The following is a 19548-nucleotide window of genomic DNA, read 5'->3' as shown; positions in this document are numbered from 1 at the left end:
AGCGCTCACCATTCTGGCGTGCCGGCGAGCTCTGTCGGTCGCACGCCCGCTCCGGCGGTCACGGCGCATGGCGGTCGCGGGTGAGGCCCGCCACCCGGTGTGCGAGCGCCTGCCGGTCGAGCTTCTGCATGGCGGTGAGTGGCAGCTCCTCCACGATCTGGATCGCCTCGGGCAGCTTGTAGCTGGCGAGCTGCCGTCCAGCGAAGGCCTGCAGCTCCCGGAGGGTGGGTGGGCGCTCGGGATTCCGGGGCACCACCACGGCCACGCCGAACTCGCCCATGACGGGGTCGGGGGCCGGGGCCACGGCCACCTCGGCGACCTCCGGGTGGGAGGCGAGCACCCCCTCCACCTCCACCGGGTACACGTTGTAGCCGCCCCGGATGTACATCTCCTTCTTGCGACCCGCCAGATGCAGGCAACCGCGCTCGTCCAGCCAGCCGAGGTCGCCAGTGCGCAGCCATCCGTCGACGATGGTGGCCGCGGTGGCATCCGGGTCGCGCCAGTAGCCCCGCATCATGCACGGTGAGCGCAGATACACCTCGCCCACCTCGCCCGATGGGAGGACCCGTCCGTCGTCCGAGCGGATCTCGAGCTCGACCGAGCGGCGGGGGCGGCCCACGGTGTGGAGGGCCTCCTGGTCGTCGGCGTCGAACCCCGTGCCCGTGCCCACCCCACCCGACTCGGTCGACGAATAGCGGATCGAGTAGCTGGCGCCGATCCGCCGTCTGGCCTCCTCCACCAGCGCCGGTGGCGAGAAGGCTCCACCCATGACGATCGTCTGCACCGACGACAGATCGAAGGATTCGAAGTCGGGGTGTCGCAGCAGCAGCGCGAGCTGCGGCGCCACCCCGCCGATGCTGGTCATCCGGTGCTCACTCACCAGGCGCAGGACGTCCGCGGCCCGCCAGCGTTCGAGGAGGTGGGTGGTGGTGCCGAGCCGCAGGTACCAGGGGAGCTTGGTCATGAACCCCACGTGTGCGAACTGGGTGGCGGCGACCTGATGGCCGCCCCCTCCCCAGGTCTGGGGATCGTCCCAGCCGGGCACGTCGCTGCGGGCGATCGCGTCGAGCTCCCGCTCACCGAACACCGCGCCTTTCGGGGTGCCGGTGGTGCCGGAGGTGAACACGATGGCGACGACCCGCTCAGGATCCGGATCGAGTGCGGGCACCGGGTTGCCGGGTCGCGAGAGCCGATCGACGTCACCCTCGGCCAGGACGATGCGGGGCTCCGCGACGGCCAGCACCCGATCGCGCTCGGCGGCGGTGAGGCGGGGGTTGACCCCGGCGGTGATGGCGCCGACCTTGGTCGCGGCGGTGTAGGCGATCACGTAGTCGACGTCCGAGGGGAGGGTGAGCGCCACCACGTCGCCCTCGCCGATGCCGGCCGCGTGGAGGCCCGCGGCGAGCGAGTCGGAGCGGTGATCGAGCCCGGCATAGGTGAGGGCCGAGCCATCGGGTCTCACGAAGGCGGCGAGCTCGCCGAAACGGGCGCCTGCCGCCCGCACGATCTCCCGGAGCACGGGCAGCAGTTGTAGCCGATGGCCCGCCGGGGGATCACTCGACGCCGAGGATCAGCGTGCCGTTGGAGCAGAACCAGCCGCCGGTGCCACTCACACAAGCCAGCTTGGCATCAGGCACGAGGCGCTCGGGGGGGTGCTCCTGGCGGAGCTGGCGGGTCGCTTCGACCAGGAGGAACAGGCCGCGCATGCCGGGATGGCATGCCGAGAGCCCGCCGCCGTCCGGGTTGGTCGGCAACGAGCCACCGAGGCGGAGCGCACCGCTCTCTGCCAAGGCCCCACCTTCGCCCTTCCCGCAGAACCCGAGATCCTCGAGGGTTACGAGCACCATGTAGGTGAACGCGTCGTAGATCGTGCAGACGTTGATCTCCTCGGGCGTGACCCCTGCCCGCTCGAATGCTGCCTTGCCGGCGATCGCGGCCGGCGAGACCGTGAAGTCGGGCCACTCGCTCATGGTGGTGTGCGAGACGTGCTGACCGTGGCCGAGGATCCACACCGGCGCCTTCGCGGTGTCAGGCACCCGATCCTCGGCGGCGAGGATCACCGCGCATCCCCCGTCTGATCGGATGCAGCACTGCAGCTTGGTGTACGGGTCGGCGATCATCTCGCTGTTGAGCACGTCGTCGACCGTGATCGGATCCCGGTAGTACGCGTCGGGGTTGAACTGCGCGTTGTAGCGAGCCGAGACCGCCACCTCCGCGAGCTGCTCGACGGTGGTGCCGTACTCGTGCATGTGCCGACGGGCGGCCATGGCGTACTTGGCGATCAGCGTGTGCCCGTAGGGCACCTCGAACTGGATGGGGCCGCGGCCGCCGAAGGATAGGTTCGCCGTTCGCAGCCGCTTCTTGAGGTCGGCCCGGGTGGTGGAGCCGTACACCAGGGCCACCACCTCGGCATGTCCTTGGGCGATGGCGTCCGCGGCGTGACCGGCCATGACCTCCCACGTGCCCCCGCCCACCTGGGTGGAGTCGACCCACGTGGGCCGCAGGCCCAGGTACTCGGCCAGCTCGATCGGTTGCAGGGTGCCGATGCCGTTGGACGCCAGCCCGTCGATGTCCTCCTTGGCCAGCCCCGCATCGGCGATGGCCCGGCGGACGGCCTGGCCGTGCAGTTCCCAGTTGGTGCGGTCGTCGACACGCCCGGTGTCTGACAGCGCGACGCCCACGATGGCGACCCGTCGGGTCATCCGTCCTCCTCGTCTCGGCGGTGGCCGTACGGCCCGGGCGACAGACTATGACACGGATGTCAGGTCCGCCGGAGACAGGTGCCGGGCCTGCCTGCCGGGAGCGCGATGATCTCGCCCATGGCACGGACGACCTTCGACGGGCTGGACGCGCTGCGCGCCGCGGCCGGCCAGCACCTCGGCTACAGCGACTGGTTAGAGATCACCCAGGACCGCATCGACCTGTTCGCCGAGGCGACCGGTGACCACCAGTGGATCCACGTGGACCCCGAGCGGGCGGCGGCAGGCCCGTTCGGCGCCACGATCGCCCACGGGTACCTGACCCTCTCGCTGTCGAACGCCCTGCTTCCCCAGATCATGGAGGTCCGTGGCATCTCGATGGGGGTGAACTACGGGGTCAACAAGGTGCGGTTTCCGGCCCCGGTCAAGGTCGGCTCGCGTATCCGGGCCGGCGCCGAGCTGGTGGCGGTGGAGGAGATCGCCGGTGGTGTGCAGACGACGATCCTGGTGACCATCGAGATCGAGGGGGGCGAGAAGCCCGCCTGCGTGATCGAGTCCCTCAGCCGCTTCCTGGTCTGAAGACTCCCCCCACGAACTCCCTCCCCCCACGAACTGTTCATGGATTCGCGGTCGGAGGCCACGTGAGGCTGAGCAGTTCGGGGGAGGGGGTCCGGATCTGTGGCGCCACCTGGGATCTGACGGGTCGTCAGAGGTAGGCTCGGCGCTGCCATGGACCTCAGCTTCACCCCAGAGCAGGAGCGGTTCCGCAAGGAGGTGCGCTCGTACCTCGACGACCTGCTCCACGGGGAGTTCGCCGAGATCCGCGGGCGCGGCGGGCCCGGCGACGAGCACTCCTGCTTCGAAGAGCGGCTGGCCTGGGAGCAGCGGCTGGGCGCCGATGGCTGGACCTGCGTCGGCTGGCCGGCCGAGTTCGGTGGCCGCGGCCTGCCACTCCATCAGCAGGTCATCTACTTCGAGGAGTACGCGCGGGCGGGCGGCCCCGGACGGCTCGGGCACATCGGGGAAGGACTCATCGGGCCGACGCTGATCCACTTCGGCACACCCGAGCAGCAACGACGCTTCCTCCCCCCGATCCGCCTCGGCCAGGAGCTGTGGTGCCAGGGCTACTCGGAGCCGAACGCGGGATCGGACCTCGCCAACATCCAGACCCGCGCCGAGCTCGACGGCGACCGCTGGGTCATCAACGGTCAGAAGGTGTGGACCTCGCTCGCCACCTGGGCGCACTGGTGCTTCGTGCTGGCCCGCACCGATCGCGACGCGCCGAAGCATCGGGGCATCTCCTTCCTCCTGGTCCCCATGGACGCCCCGGGCATCGAGATCCGCCCGATCGTGCAGATCACCGGCTCGTCGGAGTTCAACGAGGTCTTCTTCTCGGACACCCCCACGCCGGCCGATCTGGTCGTCGGTGGGGTGAACAACGGCTGGAAGGTGGCGATGGGCCTCCTCGCCTTCGAGCGGGGGGCGTCGACGCTCGGCCAGCAGTTCGCGTTCATGCGGGAGTACCGCGAGGTCCTCGAGGCCTGCCGGCGCAACGGTCGAGCCGGCGATCCGGCGGTCCGCCAACGGCTGGCGGAGATGTGGAGCCGGCTGGAGATCATGCGGCTCAACACCCTGCGCATGCTCACCATGGCCGACCGGCCCGAGCTGAGCGGCCCCGCCTACATCTCCAAGCTCTACTGGGCCAGCCTGCACCGGGATCTCGGCGAGCTGGCGGTGGACGTGCTCGGTCCCGAGGCCATGATCGCGGCCAGCACCCCCTTCGAGCCGACGGCCGCGCAACGGCTCTTCCTCTACAGCCGGGCCGACACCATCTACGGCGGCGCCAACCAGATCCAGCGCAACATCATCGGCGAGCGTGCCCTCGGGCTCCCGCCTGAACCGAAGGTGAACGGCTGAGGTGCCCTCGTCCCCGCCACCGTACGTCCCTGCCCACGGCCTGCTCGACGGCAAGACCGCAGTGGTGACCGCGGCTGCTGGCACCGGCATCGGGTTCGCGGTCGCCAAACGCTGTGCGGAGGAGGGTGCCCGGGTCCTCATCAGTGACATCCACGAGCGCCGGTTGGCGGAGGCTGCCGAGCGGTTGGGAGAGGTCAGCGGCGAAGTCCCTCCCACCGTGGTGTGCAACGTGGCCGTCGAGCAAGACGTGCAGCGGCTGTTCGAGGTGGCGGTGGCTGAGCTCGGTCACGTCGACGTGATGATGAACAACGCGGGGCTCGGTGGTACCGCCAACCTCGTCGAGATGACCGATGAGCAGTGGTTCTCGGTGCTCGACGTCACTCTCAACGGGACGATGCGCACCACCCGCGCCGCGATGCGCCACATGATGCCGAGGGGGAGCGGGGTCATCGTGAACAACGCCTCGGTGGTCGGCTGGCGGGCCCAGGAGGGCCAGGCACACTACGCGGCCGCCAAGGCCGGGGTCATGGCCCTCACCCGCTGCGCGGCGCTGGAAGCGGCCCACGCCGGGGTGCGGATCAATGCGGTCGCCCCCAGCCTGGCCATGCATCCGTTCCTGGCCAAGGTGACGACCGAGGAGCTGCTCGAGCAGCTCGCGGCCCGCGAAGCGTTCGGTCGCGGTGCGGAGCCGTGGGAGGTCGCCAACGTGATGGTGTTCCTGGCGAGTGACTACTCCTCCTACATGACCGGTGAGGTGGTGTCGGTCAGCAGCCAGCATCCCTGAGGCCCGGGCGCTAGGCGAGTCCTAGGCTGCGCTGCGGATGCTTCGTCGCGACCAAGCTCTGGACCTGCTCATCGAGGCGTGCCCGTCGTTCCTCGCGGCCGATGACCTGCACGCCTTCAACCGCACCTTCGAAGAGCACGGCCAGCCAGATCTGTTCATCCGGGTGGTTGCCTTCTCACAGCATCTCGTCACGCTGGTCGAAGCGGGGGAGACGGCCGAATGGCCGGCAGTCGCCACGGCGGTCGACCAGGTACTCATGGAGGGTGACCCCGAGGCCGTGGAGCTCATCGAGCTCGGGCTCGTCGAGAACCTCCAGAACATCGTCTCCCACCACGACGTCACGGTCACTGGGGAGCGCATCGAGTCCCTCCTCGGTCCCCGGGGCCGCGAGTGCTGGCGACGGCGAGCAGAGCTCTGGGCGCAGGCGAGCGTGCACGTCGGGGACACCGCACCGACGGAGACGGACTACGACCGGGTCACCGATCCCGACCTGCGCCTCTACTTTCGAGCCAACACCCGGGCGCTGCCGGACGGCCGGCTGATCAGCGCCACCGACGTCCTGAAGCATGAGCAGCGCGCCCTGGACCGCTTGCGCACCCACCAACGACGCGCGCTGCGATGGCTGCTCGCGGGTGCGCTGCTGCTGGGCTTGGCACTCGTGCTGGCGACCTCCACGCTGCGCTGACGGTCAGCGACCCTGGTGCCGCCGGGCCTGCGCCAGGCCCCGTTCCCAGCCCCGGGCGATACCAGCTCCGGTGCCCACGGCCGACAGCACGACCACGCCGGTGAGCAGACCCTGCACCACCACCCGGAACCACCACCCGATCGAACCGGGTCGCCAGCCCAGGAGCAGGAGCTGGGGGAGGAACAGCACGACGCTGAGCAGGACCGCGGACCAGAAGACCGGATCGCGGCGAACCGGGCGGAGGAACCCTCGCCAGTGCCAGTCGGCTCCCCGGGAGGCCATCGGGCCGTCAGCGCTTGAGGATCACCGAGCTGCCGTGCCCGAACAGGCCCTGGTTCACGGTCAGCCCGACCCGGGCACCGTCGACCTGGCGTTCGCCGGCCTCGCCGCGCAGGTGCCAGGTGACTTCGCACACCTGCGCCAGCGCCTGCGCGGGGATGGCCTCCCCGAAGCAGGCCAGGCCGCCACTGGGGTTCACCGGTATCCGGCCGCCGATCGTGGTGTCGCCGTCGTTGAGGAGCCGCTCCGCCTCCCCTTCCTTGCAGAGCCCGATGTTCTCGTACCAGTCGAGCTCGAGCGCGGTGGACAGGTCGTACACCTCGGCCAGATCCAGGTCGTCGGGCCCGAGCCCCGCCTCCTCGTAGGCCGCGGCGGCGATGGCGTCGCGGAAGTGGCGTTCGGGCAGCGGGACCACCGCGGCGGAATCGGTGGCGAAGTTCGGCATCTCGATGATGGTCTGAGGATAGGTCGGGGTGACGGTCGAGACCGCCGCGATCCGCACCGGGCTCGTGGTGTGCCGGCGTGCGAACTCCAGGCTGGTGAGCACCACGGCCGCTGCGCCGTCGCTCGTGGCGCAGATGTCGAGGAGCCGGAGCGGATCGGCGACCACCGGGGACGCCATGACCTCCTCGACGGTCACCTCCTTGTGGTACCGGGCGTAGGGGTTTGACAGGCCGTGCCGCGCGTTCTTCACCTTCACCCGGGCGAAGTCTCCGCTCGTCGCCCCGTAGAGCTCCATGCGCCGACGGGCGTAGAGCGCGAAGTAGGTGGGGTTGGTGGCGCCGAGGAGGCGGAAGCGCAGCCAGTCCGGGTCGTCCTGGCGTTCGCCGCCCACCGGCGCGAAGAAGCCCTTGGGCGTGGTGTCGGCGCCCACCACGAGGGCCACGTCGCAGAACCCGGCGAGGATCTGGGCCCGGGCCACGTTCAGTGCCTGGGCACCCGACGCGCACGCCGCGTAGCAGCTCGCCACCCGGTTGCCCTTCCAGCCGAGGGCCTGGCTGAAGGTCGCCCCGGCGATGAAGCCGGGATAGCCGTTGCGGATGGTGTCGGCCCCGGCCACGTACTGCACGTCCCGCCAGCTCAGGCTGGCGTCGGCGAGCGCGGCCTGGGCGGCGTGCACCCCGTACTCGACGAAGTTGCGGCCCCACTTGCCCCACGGGTGCATGCCCACGCCGAGGACGGCCACCTCCCCTGTCATCAGCGGGCCCCCTCGGTCACCGGACGCCACTTCCAGACCAGGTATTCGTGCTCGTCGTCCTCGAACAGCGTGTCGATCACCAGTTCCACCTCGGTGCCGACGGCGAGGTCCTCCAGCCGGACCTCCGGGACGAGTTGTCCCAGCACCACCATCTTCTCCTCGGCCAGCTCCACCGCGGCGAGCGAGAAAGGCTCGAACGGGTCGGTGGTGGGCACGTAAGGCGGCGGGGGCTGGTAGCACGCATTGGTGTACGACCAGATGCTGCCCCTCCGGCTGAGCTCGACCTCTTCGAAGTCGCGCCCCGTGCAGTCGGGGTTCTTGCAGAAGCTGGTCTCGCGGGGGAACGAGTAGGTGCCACAGGTCGCGCAGCGGGTGCCGAGCAGGGCGGGACGATCAGGATCGGTGGTGAACCAGCCCTCGACCGCGGGCACTCGGGTCTTGTTGCTCACGGCTGGTCACGCTACTCGACCGCCCCGGATTCTGACGACTCGTCAGTTTCCTGGCCGAGGGTCGCCAGTCGGGCACGGATCCCGCTCGTCTCCCGGGACAAGCCGAGTGCCGCGCACTCGCGCCAGGCGCGTTCGTAGAGCCGCCGGGCGGAGAGCACGTGGCCGCGTGCCTCCGCGAGCCGGGCTTCCTCGAGCCGGGCCACCGCCGCGGCAGGACGTGCACCGAGCCGGTCGAGCTCCTGCACGGCCCGGATGGCGGCGGGCTCGGCGCGCTCGGCCTCGCCTTCCTCCCGCCACACCACCCCGCGGGCCAGGTCGAGCTGCGCCGACCAGTACGACCGTCCGGTGGCCACCACGGGGACGCCGGCCTCGACGAGGTAGCGCATGGCGGTCATGAGGTCGCCGCCCGCCGCGAGCAGCCGGGCCATCGTGGTCAGGAGCGCGGCCGCCACCGCGTTCGCCCAACGCTGCTCGGGTCCCCGGCCGGGCGCGGCGAGACGGGGCGCCACCTCCTCGGTGAATCCGACGGCTTCGAGCAGCCGGCCCTGTGCGGCGACGACGAGCGCTCGGTCGGCTTCCACCATCGCTGCCAGGGCACTGCTGTGTGCTCGCCGGGCCAGGTCGGCCGCGGCGTTCACGAGCAGGTGCGCGTCGTCGAAGCGCCCGCGTGCCGCGGCCAGCATGGCCTGTCCTCGGGTGGCGGCCAGCCGGCTGTCGAGCGGCTGCTCGGGGCGGGCCAACCAATCCAGGTAGACGGATGCCGAGTCCCAGCGTCCGGTCAGCAGATACAGGTCCGCGAGGAGCCGGTGGTGCCAGTGGCCGCCGGCGACCTCGGCGACCGACGCCGTGCCGGGCAGCCGGGCCAAGCCGTACTCGAGCCAGGCGATGGCGTCGGTGTAGAGCTCCTGCTCGGCCAGCGCGGCGCCCACGAGCAGGGCCGTTGCCGGCACCAGCTCCTGCTGGGTGGCGTCGGCCTCGAGGGTAGCCGCGACCGCCGGGCCTTCGCGGACGATCTGGTCGTAGGCACCTCGCCCGAACGCGGCCCGCAGGTCACGGTAGGTGCGCCCCGCGATCAGCATGCATCCTGTCTACCCGTCTCCCGGGGACGGTGATGCGCCGGTCACGCTGGTCGCGTCGGCGTTGGCAGCCGAGAGGAAGAGCGGTCGTTCGCCGCCACCGTGCACCACCAGGTTGGCGCCGCTGACGTAGCCGGCGAGCGAGGAGGCGAGGTACAGGCAGGCATCGCCCACGTCCACAGGTGTGCCCATACGCCGCAGGGGGATGGTGTCGGCCACCGCCGCCACCCCATCGGTATCGCCGTAGTGCAGGTGGGCCTGTTCGGTCTCGATGTAGCCGGGCGTGACCGCATTGACCCGCACCTTCGGTGCCCACTCGACCGCCAGTGTCGTCGTGAGGCTCAACAAGCCGGCCTTGGCCGCGCCGTAGGCGGCGGTGCCGGGCGAGGGGCGGAGCGCGCTGACGCTGGCGATGTTGATGATGGACCCCCCGCTCTCCTGTTCCTGCATCACGGCGTTGGCGGCCTGGGCAACGTGCAGCGGGGCCAGCAGGTTCAACCGGACGATCGACTCGGAGAATCGAGGCGAGGCGTGCGCGGCGTCCGCCCGCGGCGAGCCCCCGGCGTTGTTCACCACCACGTCGAGCCGGCCGAAGCGTTCCACCGCGAACGCCACGATGGCGGCAGCCTGTTCGGGGTCGCGCACATCGGCGGCCACGAAGGCCGCATGATCGCGCTCGACAGCCACCGGACTCTCGGGCTCGTTGCGGGCCGAGACCACCACTGCGGCGCCCGCCTGGAGGAAGCGGGCGGCGATGCCTCGACCGACCCCTTTGGTGCCGCCGGTGACGAGGACGACGGAGCCACTGAGATCCAGGGGGTTTCCGAGTGCGCCGGCCATGTCGAGCTCCTCCGGGGATTCGCAACGCAGGTGTTGATCGCCTACCTTGCCACACCGAGCTGACGCCCCATCAGAAACGGTGGGGCAGTGTCGGATGGAGCCGCCATGGGCATCACATCGTCGATCGAGGACGGCATCGCGGAAGTGGTCATGGAGCACCCACCGGTGAACGCGCTGACGGTCGCCGGCTGGTTCGAGCTGGCCGACATCGTGCGCGGGCTGGGTGAGGACCGCAGTGTGCGGGCCGTGATCCTGCGGGCCGAGGGCAAGGGCTTCAACGCCGGGGTGGACATCAAGGAGATGCAGGCCACCGAGGGCTTCGACGCCCTCATCGGCGCCAACCGCGGCTGCTTCGCGGCCTTCGCCGCTGTGTACGAGTGCGCGGTGCCCGTGATCGCGGCGGTGCACGGCTACTGCCTGGGCGGAGGCATCGGCCTGGTGGGCAATGCCGACATCGTGGTGGCGTCCAGGGACGCGTACTTCGGCCTCCCCGAGGTCGATCGGGGGGCGCTCGGTGCGGCGACCCACCTGGCCCGGCTGGTGCCCCAGCACAAGATGCGAGCCATGGTCTACACGGCCACCACCGCCACGGCCCAGGAGCTGCACCAGTTCGGATCGGTGCTACAGGTGGTCGAGCGGGAGGAGCTCCGCCCGGCGGCGATCGAGGTGGCCCGCCAGATCGCCACGAAGAGCCCGACGGTCATCCGGGCGGCCAAGGAGTCGTTGAACGGCATCGACCTGTGGGACGTGAAGCGCAGCTACCGCTTCGAGCAGGGCTTCACCTTCGAGCTGAACCTGTCGGGCGTGGCCGACGAGGCGCGCGACGCGTTCGTCGAGGGGCGCGACGCCGACTTCACCAAGTAGGAGTGCTGATGGCGCTGCCCGACAAGCGCATGACCGAAGAAGACGTGATCGCCGAGCTCCGTGACGGCATGACGATCGGCATCGGCGGCTGGGGGTCCCGCCGCAAGCCGATGTCATTGGTGCGGGCGATCCTGCGCTCGCCGTTGCGAGACCTCACGGTGGTGAGCTACGGCGGCCCGGACATCGGCCTGCTCTGCGCCGCCGGCAAGGTCCGCAAGGCGATCTACGGATTCGTCTCCCTGGACTCGATCCCCCTGGAGCCGCACTTCCGCGCTGCCCGCCAGGCGGGAGCCTTGGAGGCCATGGAGCTGGACGAGGGCATGTTGCTGCTCGGCCTGCAGGCCGCGGCCTGGCGGGTTCCCTTCCTCCCCACCCGGGCCGGCCTGGGATCGGACCTGCTCACGGCGATGCCCGAGATCCGCACGGTCCGCTCGCCCTACGAGGACGGCGAGGAGCTGGTGGCCATGCCGGCGATCCAGCTCGACGTGGCGCTCATCCACATGAACCGGGCCGACCAGGCCGGCAACGGGCAGTTCCTCGGACCGGACCTGTACATGGATGACTGGTTCAGCCTGGCTGCGGATCGCACGTTCCTGTCCTGCGAGCAGGTGGTGCCCACCGAGGACTTCGCCCGGTTCGGGTCGTTCCACACGCTGCGCATCAGCCGACTGAACGTCGACGGCGTCGTCGAGGCGCCCAACGGGGCGCACTTCACCGAGTGCCCACCCGACTACGGACGCGACGAGGCGTTCCAGAAGCAGTACGTGGCGGCGGCGTCCTCAGAGGAGACCTGGTCGGCGTTCGCCCGGGAGTGGCTCGAGTTCGAGTCGGAGGTCGAGTACCAGAAGGCGCTGGCGGCGAGGAGGCAGGGCTGATGGGTGGGTCGGTCGAAGCGGTCCCGGGGGCGACCAGGGCCGAGGTGTGCGTGGTCGCGGTGGCCGAATGCTTCCGCGGCGATGGTGAGCGGCTCTGCAACCCCATCGGCACCATCCCCATGATCGGCGGTCGCCTGGCCCGGGAGACCTTCGAACCCTCGCTGGTGATGACCGACGGCTTCGCCATGTTCACCTCCTCGTGCCTGCCTCCCGGCGTGAACCCCTACCGCAACGTCGACGGCAGGCTGGAGCTCGACGAGGTGGTCGAGAGCTGGAACCCCTACCCGCAGATGTTCACCGTGCTGTGGAACGGCAAGCGCCACGTGATGATGGGAGCGAGTCAGATCGACCGCTACGGCAACCAGAACATCGCCTGTATCGGTGACTGGCATCGCCCCCGAGCCCAGCTGCTGGGCTTCCGGGGCGCGCCGGGTAACACGATCAACCACACCACGAGCTACTGGGTACCGAACCACAACCCGAAATCCTTCGTCGAGAAGGTCGACGTGGTGAGCGGGGTGGGCTACGACCGGGCCGCCGCGCTGGGCCCGCGGGCGGCGCGGTTCCACGAGATCCGCCGGGTGGTCTCGAACCTCGGCGTGTTCGACTTCGAGACTCCCGACCATCGCATGCGGGTGCGCAGCGTGCACCCGGGCGTGTCGCTCGAGGAGGTCCAGGAGGCGACGGGCTTCGAGCTCGCGGTCGCCGAGGACCTCGACGAGACCCGGCTCCCCACCATGGAGGAGTTGAGGTTGATCCGCGATGTCATCGATCCTGCAGGGCTGCGCACGACCGAGGTCAAGAACTGATGTCGGCCTCGGCCGGCCCGCCGCCGGGTCGGCGAGCGCTGCACACCCGCGCCTGCGAGCTGTTCGGCGTGCGCTACCCGATCGTGCAGACCGGCATGGGGTGGGTGGCCGGGGCGCGGCTCACTGCAGCGACCAGTGCGGCCGGCGGTCTGGGCATCATCGCCTCGGCCACCATGACCTGTGCCGAGCTCGAGCGAGCCATCCGGGAGGTCAAGGCGCGCACGGACAACCCCTTCGGCGTGAACCTGCGCGCCGACCAGCCCGACATCGACGATCGGATCACCCTGCTCATCCGCGAGGGGGTCCGGGTGGCCTCCTTCGCCCAGGCTCCCCGGCGGGAGACCATCGCCCGGCTCAAGGATGCAGGCGTGGTCACCATGCCGACCGTCGGGGCCAGGCGGCACGCGGAGAAGGTGGCGGAGTGGGGCGTGGACGCCGTCATCGCCCAGGGCGCCGAGGGAGGCGGGCATACGGGCTCGGTGCCGACCTCGCTGCTGCTGCCCCAGGTGGTCGATGCCGTGGACATCCCGGTGCTCGGCGCCGGTGGCTTCACCGACGGGCGAGGGCTGGTAGCTGCGCTGGCGTGGGGCGCCGACGGCATCGCGATGGGCACTCGCTTCCTGCTCACCCGTGAGTCCACGGTGCCCGAGCTCATCAAGCAGATCTACCTGAGCAAGACCGTCAACGACACCGTGGTCACCAAGGCCATCGACGGGTACCCGCAGCGGGTGATCCGCACCGAGGTGGTCGACGAGCTCGAGCGCTCGTCAGTGCTCACCCGTCTCCCCAGGGCGGTGCGCAACGCGCTCGCCTTCCGCAGGCTCACCCGGACGAGCTACCGGGACCTGCTCCGAGAGGGCCTGGCGATGAAGCGCAACCAGGATCTCACCTGGAGCCAGCTCGTCATGGCCGCCAACGCGCCCATGCTGATCAGGGCCACCCTGGTGGACGGGCGCCCTGAGGTGGGGATCCTGCCCACCGGGCAGGGCATCGGCGTGATCGAGGACCTGCCCTCGGTGGCCGAGTTGATCGAGCGCATCATGGCCGAGGCCGGCCGGGTCCTCGCCACGCTGACGGGCTGAGAGAAGCGGGAGGGCCGGGCGGCGGTCGCCGCCCGGCCCTCCGTTCCAAGCTCACTGCAGGTGGGTCAGCAGAAGCGGAACCACTTGCAGAGGATCTTCACGATGATCGCCACGATGATGGCGACGATTCCTCCACCGCCGTCGCTGGGCGGAGCCGTGGTGGTGGTCGTCGGCGGAGCCGTGGTGGTGGTCGTCGGCGGAGCCGTGGTGGTGGTCGTCGGCGGAGCCGTGGTGGTGGTCGTCGGCGGAGCCGTGGTGGTGGTCGTCGGCGGAGCCGTGGTGGTGGTCGTCGGCGGAGCCGTGGTGGTGGTCGTCGGCGGAGCCGTGGTGGTGGTCGTCGGCGGAGCCGTGGTGGTGGTCGTCGGCGGAGCCGTGGTGGTGGTCGTCGGCGGAGCCTGGATCGCAGTGGTGTTCAGGACCTGGTTCGGGTCGGTCGGCGTGCAGTTCGCGGTGAGTGGCGTGGTGCCCAGCACCGCGTTCGACACGATGCTGCTGAACGTCTTCCACTGGATGGTCTGGCCGGCCGTACCGGGCTTGATCGTCTGCACGATCGTGGCCTTCGGGATCTGGATGGCCGTGGACGAGATCGGCCCCGTGAAGGTCAGAGACAGGTGCGTCGCGCTGACCGACCAGCTCGGGGTCACGTTCCCCCCGGTGAAGGTCACGCTGTCGACGCTCTGGACCTGCGAGGGGATCGGGATGTTGATGGTCGCGCTGTTGATCGTCACGGTCAGTGAGAGGGTCGGGAGCCCGGATTCGATGTCGAGGGTGACCTGCCCACCTGCCGTGGCGGGGTCGGGCGTATCGGTCACCGTCACCGGGACGGTGGCGCTGAGGTTGATGCCCAGGGCCGAGCAGTTCGCAGCCACGTTCGAGGTCTGCGAATCGGCGCCGGCCCCGCTGGGGGAGCGAGCGATCACCATCGCCGCGATCGCCAGCGCGGCGGCGGTGATGATCGCCAGTCTCCGGCGCGACAAGGCGCGCGACGGCATCGAAAAGGCGGTGTTCATGAAGCTTCCTCCCCGGTGGCCTCGGATCGCCCCAGCCACCCACGCTTGTATCGCCACCGTGCCAGCCCCCTGTGTTGGAGGTCACATAGGCACAATGACCTATCTAATGGGAAAGCCGTCTTTCCGCAAGGTTTTTCTCGCCGTCGGGGCAAAGTTCCCCGCAGGCACGCGCGTAGCGTCAAAAGAGACTCACGAAGGGTGGTGATATCGACCCGAAGATCGGCTACATGCGCACGTCAGGTGTCGTCCCGAACACTCCCTGCCTGCGAGGTCACGGACCGCGACCGGGACCTCACGGCGAGTCCCGCCGGTCAGTCGAAGTCGAGGCTGAGCATCTCGATGGCGTTGCCCCGGACGATCTTGTAGACGGTCTCGTCGTCGAGTCCCGCGAACATCGCCTCGGCGATCTGCTTGGTCTCCGGCCAGGTCGAGTCGGAGTGGGGGTAATCGGTCTCGAAGGTCACGTTGTCCACGCCGATCTCATCCAGGCTGCGCAGGCCGTGCGTGTCGCGGAAGAAGCAGCCGTACACCTGGCGCCGGTAGTAGGTCGACGGCGGCTCGGGCACGAGCGACCGATCGAAGGCCCAGCCACGGAACTGGTTCCACACGTCGTCGGCCCGCTCGAGGATGTAGGGCAACCACCCGATCTGACCCTCCGAGTAGGCCAGCTTCAGTCGGGGAAAGCGCACCAGCACGCCGGAGAACAGGAAGTCCGACAGCGAGCCCATCGCGTTGTTGAAGCTGAGGGTCGCCTGCACCGCTGCGGAGGCGTCGGGAGAGGTGGCCGGCATCTTCGAGGACGACCCGATGTGCATGCAGACCACCGTGTCGGTCTCCTCGCAGGCGGCGAAGAACGGGTCCCAGTAGCGGTCCCTGTCGTGGACACTCGGCAGGCCGAGGTGGTAGGGGATCTCGCTGAAGCAGACCGCATGGACCCCCCGGGCCGCGTTGCGGCGCACCTCGGCCGCAGCCTCGTGGACGTCCCAGAGCGGGACGATGCACAGGGGGATGAGTCGGCCGCCGGTCCCAGCCGACCACTCCTCGACCATCCAGTCGTTGTAGGCCCGCACGCACAGCCCGGCGAGCTCACGATCCTTGGCCTCCAGGAACGTCTGGCCGCAGAACCGCGGGAAGGTCGGGAACGAAAGCGAGGCCTCGACCCAGTTGATGTCCATGTCCTCGAGCCGGGCTTTCTGCTCGTAGCAGCCGGGTCGCATCTGCTCGTAGGTGATCGGCGTGAGGGTGACCTCGTCCTTCGGGTAGCCCGCCGCGGCGATGATGCGCCGGTGGGGGACGGTGAGGTCCTCGTAGACCCAGAAGTCGGTCTCGACACCGTCCTCGTCGTCGAGGTCCCAGGTGTAGGTGGTGCCGTTGAACTGGAGGTTGCTCACCTTCCTGCGCTCGACCCGAGGGCCGATGTCGAGGTAGCGGGAGGGCAACCGGTCGGTCCAGACGTTCGGCGGCTCGATCACGTGATCGTCGACACTGATGATCTTCGGTAGCTCGCGCACCAGCGGCCCTCCTGTGACGAGCAGCGGCGAGAGCCCAGTGTAGGCGAGGATCTGACGACTCGTCAGGTTCGGTGTCAGACTGGCCCCGTGGACCTGACGTGGAGCGAGCGCGAGGAGCGCTTCCGTGACGAGTGCCGAGCGTGGTTGGCGGCGAACGTCCCGCCCGAGCCCCTGCCGTCCGGTGACACCCGGGAAGGCTTCGCCCTGCACCTCGAATGGGAGCGCAAGCTCTACGAAGCCCGGTGGGCGGTGGTGTCCTGGCCCCCGGAGTACGGCGGCCGGGGTGCGTCCTTGTGGGAGTGGCTGATCTTCGAGGAGGAGTACTACCGGGCCGGCGCGCCGCAGCGGGTCACCCAGAACGGCGTCTTCCTGCTCGCGCCCACCCTGTTCGAGTTCGGGACCCAGGCCCAGAAGGACCGCTACCTCCCCCGCATGGCCGCGGCCGAGGATCTCTGGTGCCAGGGTTGGAGCGAACCGAACGCCGGCAGCGACCTCGCCGGCATCAAGAGCCGGGCGGTGCGGGACGAGGCAGCCGGCGGCTGGCGGCTGACCGGGCAGAAGACCTGGACCACCCGAGGTGCCTTCTGCACCCACCTGTTCGGCTTGTTCCGCACCGACCCCCAGGCCGAGCGCCATCGAGGCCTCACCTACTTCCTGGTCCCGTTGGACACCGATGGGGTGACCGTCCGGGGTGTTGGCCGGCTGGATGGGGACGAAGGCTTCGCCGAGGTGTTCTTCGAGGATGCCTTCGTGTCCGACGACTGCGTGCTCGGCGGGGTGAACGAGGGCTGGAACGTGGCCATGGCCACCACCTCCTCCGAGCGGGGGCTGACCTTGCGTAGCCCAGGCCGGTTCACGGCCACGGCAGCCCGGCTCGTCGAGCTGTACCACCAGCGCGCCCGCGAGGCTGACCCGAGTGTGCGAGACGACGTGATCCAGGGCTGGATGGATGCCGAGGCGTACCGGTTGTACACGCTGGCCGACGTGACCAACATCGTCGAGGGGCGCCCGCCGGGAGCGCGCTCAAGCCTCAACAAGATCTGGTGGTCCGAGCTGGACGTGCGGCTGCACGAGACGGCTCTGGCACTGCTCGGCGCGCACGGCGAGCTCGTGGCCGGCGCGCCGGAAGCGGTCGAGGGGGGAGCGTGGATGAAGGGCTACCAGTTCGCGCTCTCCGGGCCGATCTACGCCGGCACCAACGAGATCCAGCGCAACGTGATCGCCGAGCGGGTGCTCGGCCTACCGAGGAGGTGAGCGATGCGCTTCGCGTTCACCGATGAACAGCTCTGGTTCCGCGACGCGGTGCGCGACCTGCTCGACAAGGAATGCCCTCCGGAGGCGGTGCGGTACGCCTGGGTGAACCACGACGGCCGGGCCGACCATGCGTGGGAAGCCCTGGCTGAGATGGGGGTGATCGGTCTCACCGTCTCCGAGGCCTACGGCGGGTTGGGCCTCACCGACCTGGACCTGGTGCTGCTGCTGGAGGAGACCGGTCGGGTCGCGCTGCCCGAGCCCATCGTGGAGACCACTGCGGTCGCGGCGCCGTTGCTCGAGGCGGTCGGGAGCGACGATCTCAAGGCCGCGTGGCTGCCCAGGATCGCCGCCGGGGAGGCCATCGTGGCGGTCGGGTTCGTGGGCACCCCGTTCGTGCTGCACGCGAACGTGGCCGATCTGCTGGTGTTGGAGCGGGAGGACCGTCTGTTCGCCCTGCCAGCCGATCGGGCCACGATCGAGCAGCAGCCCAGCGTCGACGGTGCCCGCCGCCTCTACACCGTGGACTGGAACCGCAACGACGAGATCCCACTCGTGTCCGGTACGGAGGGATGGCACCAGGTCAACGCCGCCTTCGATCGCGGTGCGCTGGGCACCGCCGCCCAACTGCTCGGGCTGGCCGATCACTTGCTCGCCGTCACCGTCGACTACGTCAAGCAGCGTGAGCAGTTCGGCGTGCCGGTGGGCAGCTTTCAGGCCGTCAAGCACCACCTGGCCGACGCGCTGCTGCAACTCGAGTTCGCCCGCCCGGTCGTGTACCACGCCGCCTACTCGATGGCCCATGGCCTCGACACCCGGTCGCGCGACGTGTCGATGGCGAAGTGCTATGCGTCGCGCGCCGCATCCCTGGTGGCTCGCAAGGCACTGCAGTGTCACGGTGCCATCGGCTACACGGTCGAGTACGACCTGCACCTGTGGATGAAGCGGGTGTGGGCGCTCGCCGCGTCGTGGGGTGACGCCTCGTACCATCGCCGCCGGGTCGCGCTCGACGTGCTCGGCCCACCGACCGGCCCGAGCGGTCCGGAGCTTCGGAACAGGAGTGCCCATGCCTGAGGCCTACATCATCGACGCGGTCCGCACGCCGGTGGGCCGGCGTGGTGGCGGGTTGAGCCAGGTCCATCCCGCCGATCTCGGCGCGCATGCCATCCGGGCGCTGATCGATCGCACCGGCATCGATCCTCGCGGTGTCGATGACGTGATCTTCGGTTGCGTGGACACCATCGGGCCGCAGGCCGGCGACATCGCGCGCACCTGCTGGCTCGCTGCCGGGTTGCCCGAGGAGGTGCCGGGCACCACCGTCGATCGCCAGTGCGGCTCGTCGCAGCAGGCGGTGCACTTCGCCGCCCAGGCGGTGATGAGCGGCACCGCGGACCTCGTGGTGGCGGGCGGGGTGCAGAACATGAGTGCCATCCCCATCTCGTCGGCCATGCTCGTCGGTGAGCAGTTCGGCTTCCCCGACCCCTTCAGTGGCTCGGAGGGCTGGCGCGACCGGTACGGCACCCAGGAGATCAGCCAGTTCCGCTCGGCCGACATGATCGCCGAGCACTGGGAGATCTCCCGCGAGGACATGGAGGAGTTCGCGCTCGAGAGCCATCGCCGGGCCGTGCGAGCGATCGACGAGGGGCGGTTCGACCACGAGATCGTGCCCCTCGGCGAGGCCACGGTCGACGAGGGGCCTCGGCGCGAACCCGACATCGCCAAGATGAAGAGCCTCCCCACCTTGCAGGAAGGCGGTCGGGTCACCGCTGCGGTGGCCAGCCAGATCTCCGACGCCTCCGCGTGCCTGCTCATCGCCTCCGAGCAGGCGGTGGCCGACCATGGTCTCACGCCCCGAGCGCGCATCCACCACCTCTCGGTGCGCGGCGCAGACCCGGTGTGGATGCTCACCGCCCCGATCCCCGCCACCGAGCACGCGCTGCGCAAGACCGGCCTGACCCTCGACGACATCGACCTGGTCGAGATCAACGAGGCGTTCGCCTCGGTCGTGCTGGCCTGGGCCAAGGAGTCCGCCGCGGACCTGGCCAAGGTGAACGTCAACGGGGGTGCCATCGCGCTGGGGCATCCGCTCGGCGCCACCGGGGCTCGCCTGATGACCACTCTGCTCAACGAGCTCGAGCGGACCGGTGGCCGCTATGGCTTGCAGACCATGTGCGAGGGCGGCGGCCAGGCCAACGTCACCATCATCGAGCGCCTCTGAC

20 protein-coding genes are annotated in these 19548 nt (G+C 69.8%); 12 read left to right on the top strand and 8 right to left on the bottom strand.

Features of this window, described 5'->3' with window-relative positions:
* Positions 1–58 precede the first annotated feature (58 nt).
* Entirely contained in the window at positions 59–1519 is a 1461-nt protein-coding gene (locus tag HZF19_RS02165) for a class I adenylate-forming enzyme family protein (RefSeq protein WP_208027098.1), read from the bottom strand.
* A 34-nt stretch (positions 1520–1553) separates the two neighbouring features.
* Positions 1554–2702 (bottom strand): thiolase C-terminal domain-containing protein, encoded by a 1149-nt coding sequence (locus tag HZF19_RS02160; RefSeq protein ID WP_208027097.1) that lies wholly within the window; start codon positions 2700–2702, stop codon positions 1554–1556.
* Positions 2703–2819: 117 nt separating this feature from the next.
* On the opposite strand from HZF19_RS02160, the gene HZF19_RS02155 reads away from it, so the two are divergent.
* From HZF19_RS02155 to HZF19_RS02140, 4 genes are all read left to right on the top strand, one after another.
* Positions 2820–3278 (top strand): MaoC family dehydratase, encoded by a 459-nt coding sequence (locus HZF19_RS02155; RefSeq protein ID WP_208027096.1) that lies wholly within the window; start codon positions 2820–2822, stop codon positions 3276–3278.
* 150 nt (positions 3279–3428) lie between these two features.
* Positions 3429–4616, top strand: a complete 1188-nt coding sequence (locus HZF19_RS02150) for an acyl-CoA dehydrogenase family protein (protein WP_208027095.1) — start codon at positions 3429–3431, stop codon at positions 4614–4616.
* 1 nt (position 4617) lies between these two features.
* A complete protein-coding gene (locus HZF19_RS02145) occupies positions 4618–5400 on the top strand; it encodes an SDR family oxidoreductase (RefSeq protein WP_208027094.1) in 783 nt (260 codons plus the stop codon).
* Between the two features lie 37 nt (positions 5401–5437).
* The gene (locus HZF19_RS02140; RefSeq protein ID WP_208027093.1) at positions 5438–6085 is read left to right on the top strand and encodes a DUF7674 family protein; all 648 of its coding nucleotides are present in this window, start codon (positions 5438–5440) and stop codon (positions 6083–6085) included.
* A gap of 3 nt (positions 6086–6088) precedes the next feature.
* Here HZF19_RS02140 and HZF19_RS02135 read toward each other — a convergent pair whose 3' ends face one another.
* The 5 genes from HZF19_RS02135 to HZF19_RS02115 are packed head-to-tail and all read right to left on the bottom strand — an operon-like array spanning position 6089 to position 9927.
* Complete coding sequence (locus HZF19_RS02135; RefSeq protein WP_208027092.1) at positions 6089–6367, bottom strand: hypothetical protein; 279 nt, start codon at positions 6365–6367, stop codon at positions 6089–6091.
* Positions 6368–6374: 7 nt separating this feature from the next.
* On the bottom strand, positions 6375–7562 hold the full coding sequence (locus HZF19_RS02130) for a lipid-transfer protein (protein ID WP_208027091.1): 1188 nt from the start codon (positions 7560–7562) through the stop codon (positions 6375–6377).
* Complete coding sequence (locus HZF19_RS02125; RefSeq protein WP_208027090.1) at positions 7562–8011, bottom strand: Zn-ribbon domain-containing OB-fold protein; 450 nt, start codon at positions 8009–8011, stop codon at positions 7562–7564. Before HZF19_RS02125 ends, HZF19_RS02130 begins: the two co-directional genes overlap by 1 nt.
* Positions 8012–8022: 11 nt before the next feature.
* Positions 8023–9090 carry a hypothetical protein gene (locus HZF19_RS02120; RefSeq protein WP_208027089.1) on the bottom strand — a complete coding sequence of 356 codons (1068 nt, stop codon included), beginning with the start codon at positions 9088–9090 and terminating at the stop codon, positions 8023–8025.
* Between the two features lie 9 nt (positions 9091–9099).
* The gene (locus HZF19_RS02115; RefSeq protein WP_208027088.1) at positions 9100–9927 is read right to left on the bottom strand and encodes an SDR family oxidoreductase; all 828 of its coding nucleotides are present in this window, start codon (positions 9925–9927) and stop codon (positions 9100–9102) included.
* A 105-nt stretch (positions 9928–10032) separates the two neighbouring features.
* Between HZF19_RS02115 and HZF19_RS02110 the strand changes: the two genes are divergently transcribed.
* From HZF19_RS02110 to HZF19_RS02090, 5 genes are read left to right on the top strand one after another with little or no spacing between them, the layout of a single operon-like run.
* On the top strand, positions 10033–10791 hold the full coding sequence (locus HZF19_RS02110) for an enoyl-CoA hydratase family protein (RefSeq protein WP_208027087.1): 759 nt from the start codon (positions 10033–10035) through the stop codon (positions 10789–10791).
* 14 nt (positions 10792–10805) lie between these two features.
* Positions 10806–11666 (top strand): CoA transferase subunit A, encoded by an 861-nt coding sequence (locus HZF19_RS02105; RefSeq protein ID WP_372443426.1) that lies wholly within the window; start codon positions 10806–10808, stop codon positions 11664–11666.
* Positions 11666–12475, top strand: coding sequence for a CoA-transferase subunit beta (locus HZF19_RS02100; protein WP_208027086.1), 810 nt, complete (start codon positions 11666–11668; stop codon positions 12473–12475). Before HZF19_RS02105 ends, HZF19_RS02100 begins: the two co-directional genes overlap by 1 nt.
* Complete coding sequence (locus tag HZF19_RS02095) at positions 12475–13557, top strand: NAD(P)H-dependent flavin oxidoreductase (RefSeq protein WP_208027085.1); 1083 nt, start codon at positions 12475–12477, stop codon at positions 13555–13557. Before HZF19_RS02100 ends, HZF19_RS02095 begins: the two co-directional genes overlap by 1 nt.
* 60 nt (positions 13558–13617) lie before the next feature.
* Complete coding sequence (locus HZF19_RS02090) at positions 13618–14772, top strand: MFS transporter (protein WP_208027084.1); 1155 nt, start codon at positions 13618–13620, stop codon at positions 14770–14772.
* Between the two features lie 106 nt (positions 14773–14878).
* On the opposite strand, the gene HZF19_RS02085 is transcribed toward HZF19_RS02090, so the two are convergent.
* A complete protein-coding gene (locus HZF19_RS02085; protein WP_208027083.1) occupies positions 14879–16078 on the bottom strand; it encodes an amidohydrolase family protein in 1200 nt (399 codons plus the stop codon).
* Between the two features lie 87 nt (positions 16079–16165).
* Here HZF19_RS02085 and HZF19_RS02080 point away from each other — a divergent pair, with 87 nt between their 5' ends.
* Genes HZF19_RS02080 through HZF19_RS02070 form a run of 3 tightly spaced genes read left to right on the top strand, consistent with a single transcriptional unit; the run spans position 16166 to position 19547 of the window.
* The gene (locus HZF19_RS02080) at positions 16166–17332 is read left to right on the top strand and encodes an acyl-CoA dehydrogenase family protein (RefSeq protein ID WP_208027082.1); all 1167 of its coding nucleotides are present in this window, start codon (positions 16166–16168) and stop codon (positions 17330–17332) included.
* A 3-nt stretch (positions 17333–17335) separates the two neighbouring features.
* On the top strand, positions 17336–18403 hold the full coding sequence (locus HZF19_RS02075; protein ID WP_208027081.1) for an acyl-CoA dehydrogenase family protein: 1068 nt from the start codon (positions 17336–17338) through the stop codon (positions 18401–18403).
* Positions 18396–19547, top strand: coding sequence for an acetyl-CoA C-acetyltransferase (locus tag HZF19_RS02070; protein ID WP_208027080.1), 1152 nt, complete (start codon positions 18396–18398; stop codon positions 19545–19547). Before HZF19_RS02075 ends, HZF19_RS02070 begins: the two co-directional genes overlap by 8 nt.
* The last annotated feature ends 1 nt before the right edge of the window (position 19548 follow it).

Origin of the sequence: Rhabdothermincola sediminis (assembly GCF_014805525.1) — a bacterium.
Classification (GTDB): Bacteria; Actinomycetota; Acidimicrobiia; order Acidimicrobiales; family Acidimicrobilacustridaceae; genus Rhabdothermincola; species Rhabdothermincola sediminis.
The sequence above is the reverse complement of the archived record's forward strand: the minus strand, read 5'-3'. Positions and strand labels throughout refer to the sequence as shown.

What these genes read in the sequence shown, in the direction of transcription:
- HZF19_RS02130 (WP_208027091.1), bottom strand. Translation starts at nt 7,562, where the DNA reads ATGACAGGGGAGGTGGCCGTCCTCGGCGTGGGCATGCACCCGTGGGGC.
- HZF19_RS02100 (WP_208027086.1), top strand. Translation starts at nt 11,666, where the DNA reads ATGGGTGGGTCGGTCGAAGCGGTCCCGGGGGCGACCAGGGCCGAGGTG.
- HZF19_RS02070 (WP_208027080.1), top strand. Translation starts at nt 18,396, where the DNA reads ATGCCTGAGGCCTACATCATCGACGCGGTCCGCACGCCGGTGGGCCGG.
- HZF19_RS02110 (WP_208027087.1), top strand. Translation starts at nt 10,033, where the DNA reads ATGGGCATCACATCGTCGATCGAGGACGGCATCGCGGAAGTGGTCATG.
- HZF19_RS02140 (WP_208027093.1), top strand. Translation starts at nt 5,438, where the DNA reads ATGCTTCGTCGCGACCAAGCTCTGGACCTGCTCATCGAGGCGTGCCCG.
- HZF19_RS02155 (WP_208027096.1), top strand. Translation starts at nt 2,820, where the DNA reads ATGGCACGGACGACCTTCGACGGGCTGGACGCGCTGCGCGCCGCGGCC.
- HZF19_RS02120 (WP_208027089.1), bottom strand. Translation starts at nt 9,090, where the DNA reads ATGCTGATCGCGGGGCGCACCTACCGTGACCTGCGGGCCGCGTTCGGG.
- HZF19_RS02095 (WP_208027085.1), top strand. Translation starts at nt 12,475, where the DNA reads ATGTCGGCCTCGGCCGGCCCGCCGCCGGGTCGGCGAGCGCTGCACACC.
- HZF19_RS02075 (WP_208027081.1), top strand. Translation starts at nt 17,336, where the DNA reads ATGCGCTTCGCGTTCACCGATGAACAGCTCTGGTTCCGCGACGCGGTG.
- HZF19_RS02135 (WP_208027092.1), bottom strand. Translation starts at nt 6,367, where the DNA reads ATGGCCTCCCGGGGAGCCGACTGGCACTGGCGAGGGTTCCTCCGCCCG.
- HZF19_RS02115 (WP_208027088.1), bottom strand. Translation starts at nt 9,927, where the DNA reads ATGGCCGGCGCACTCGGAAACCCCCTGGATCTCAGTGGCTCCGTCGTC.
- HZF19_RS02160 (WP_208027097.1), bottom strand. Translation starts at nt 2,702, where the DNA reads ATGACCCGACGGGTCGCCATCGTGGGCGTCGCGCTGTCAGACACCGGG.
- HZF19_RS02150 (WP_208027095.1), top strand. Translation starts at nt 3,429, where the DNA reads ATGGACCTCAGCTTCACCCCAGAGCAGGAGCGGTTCCGCAAGGAGGTG.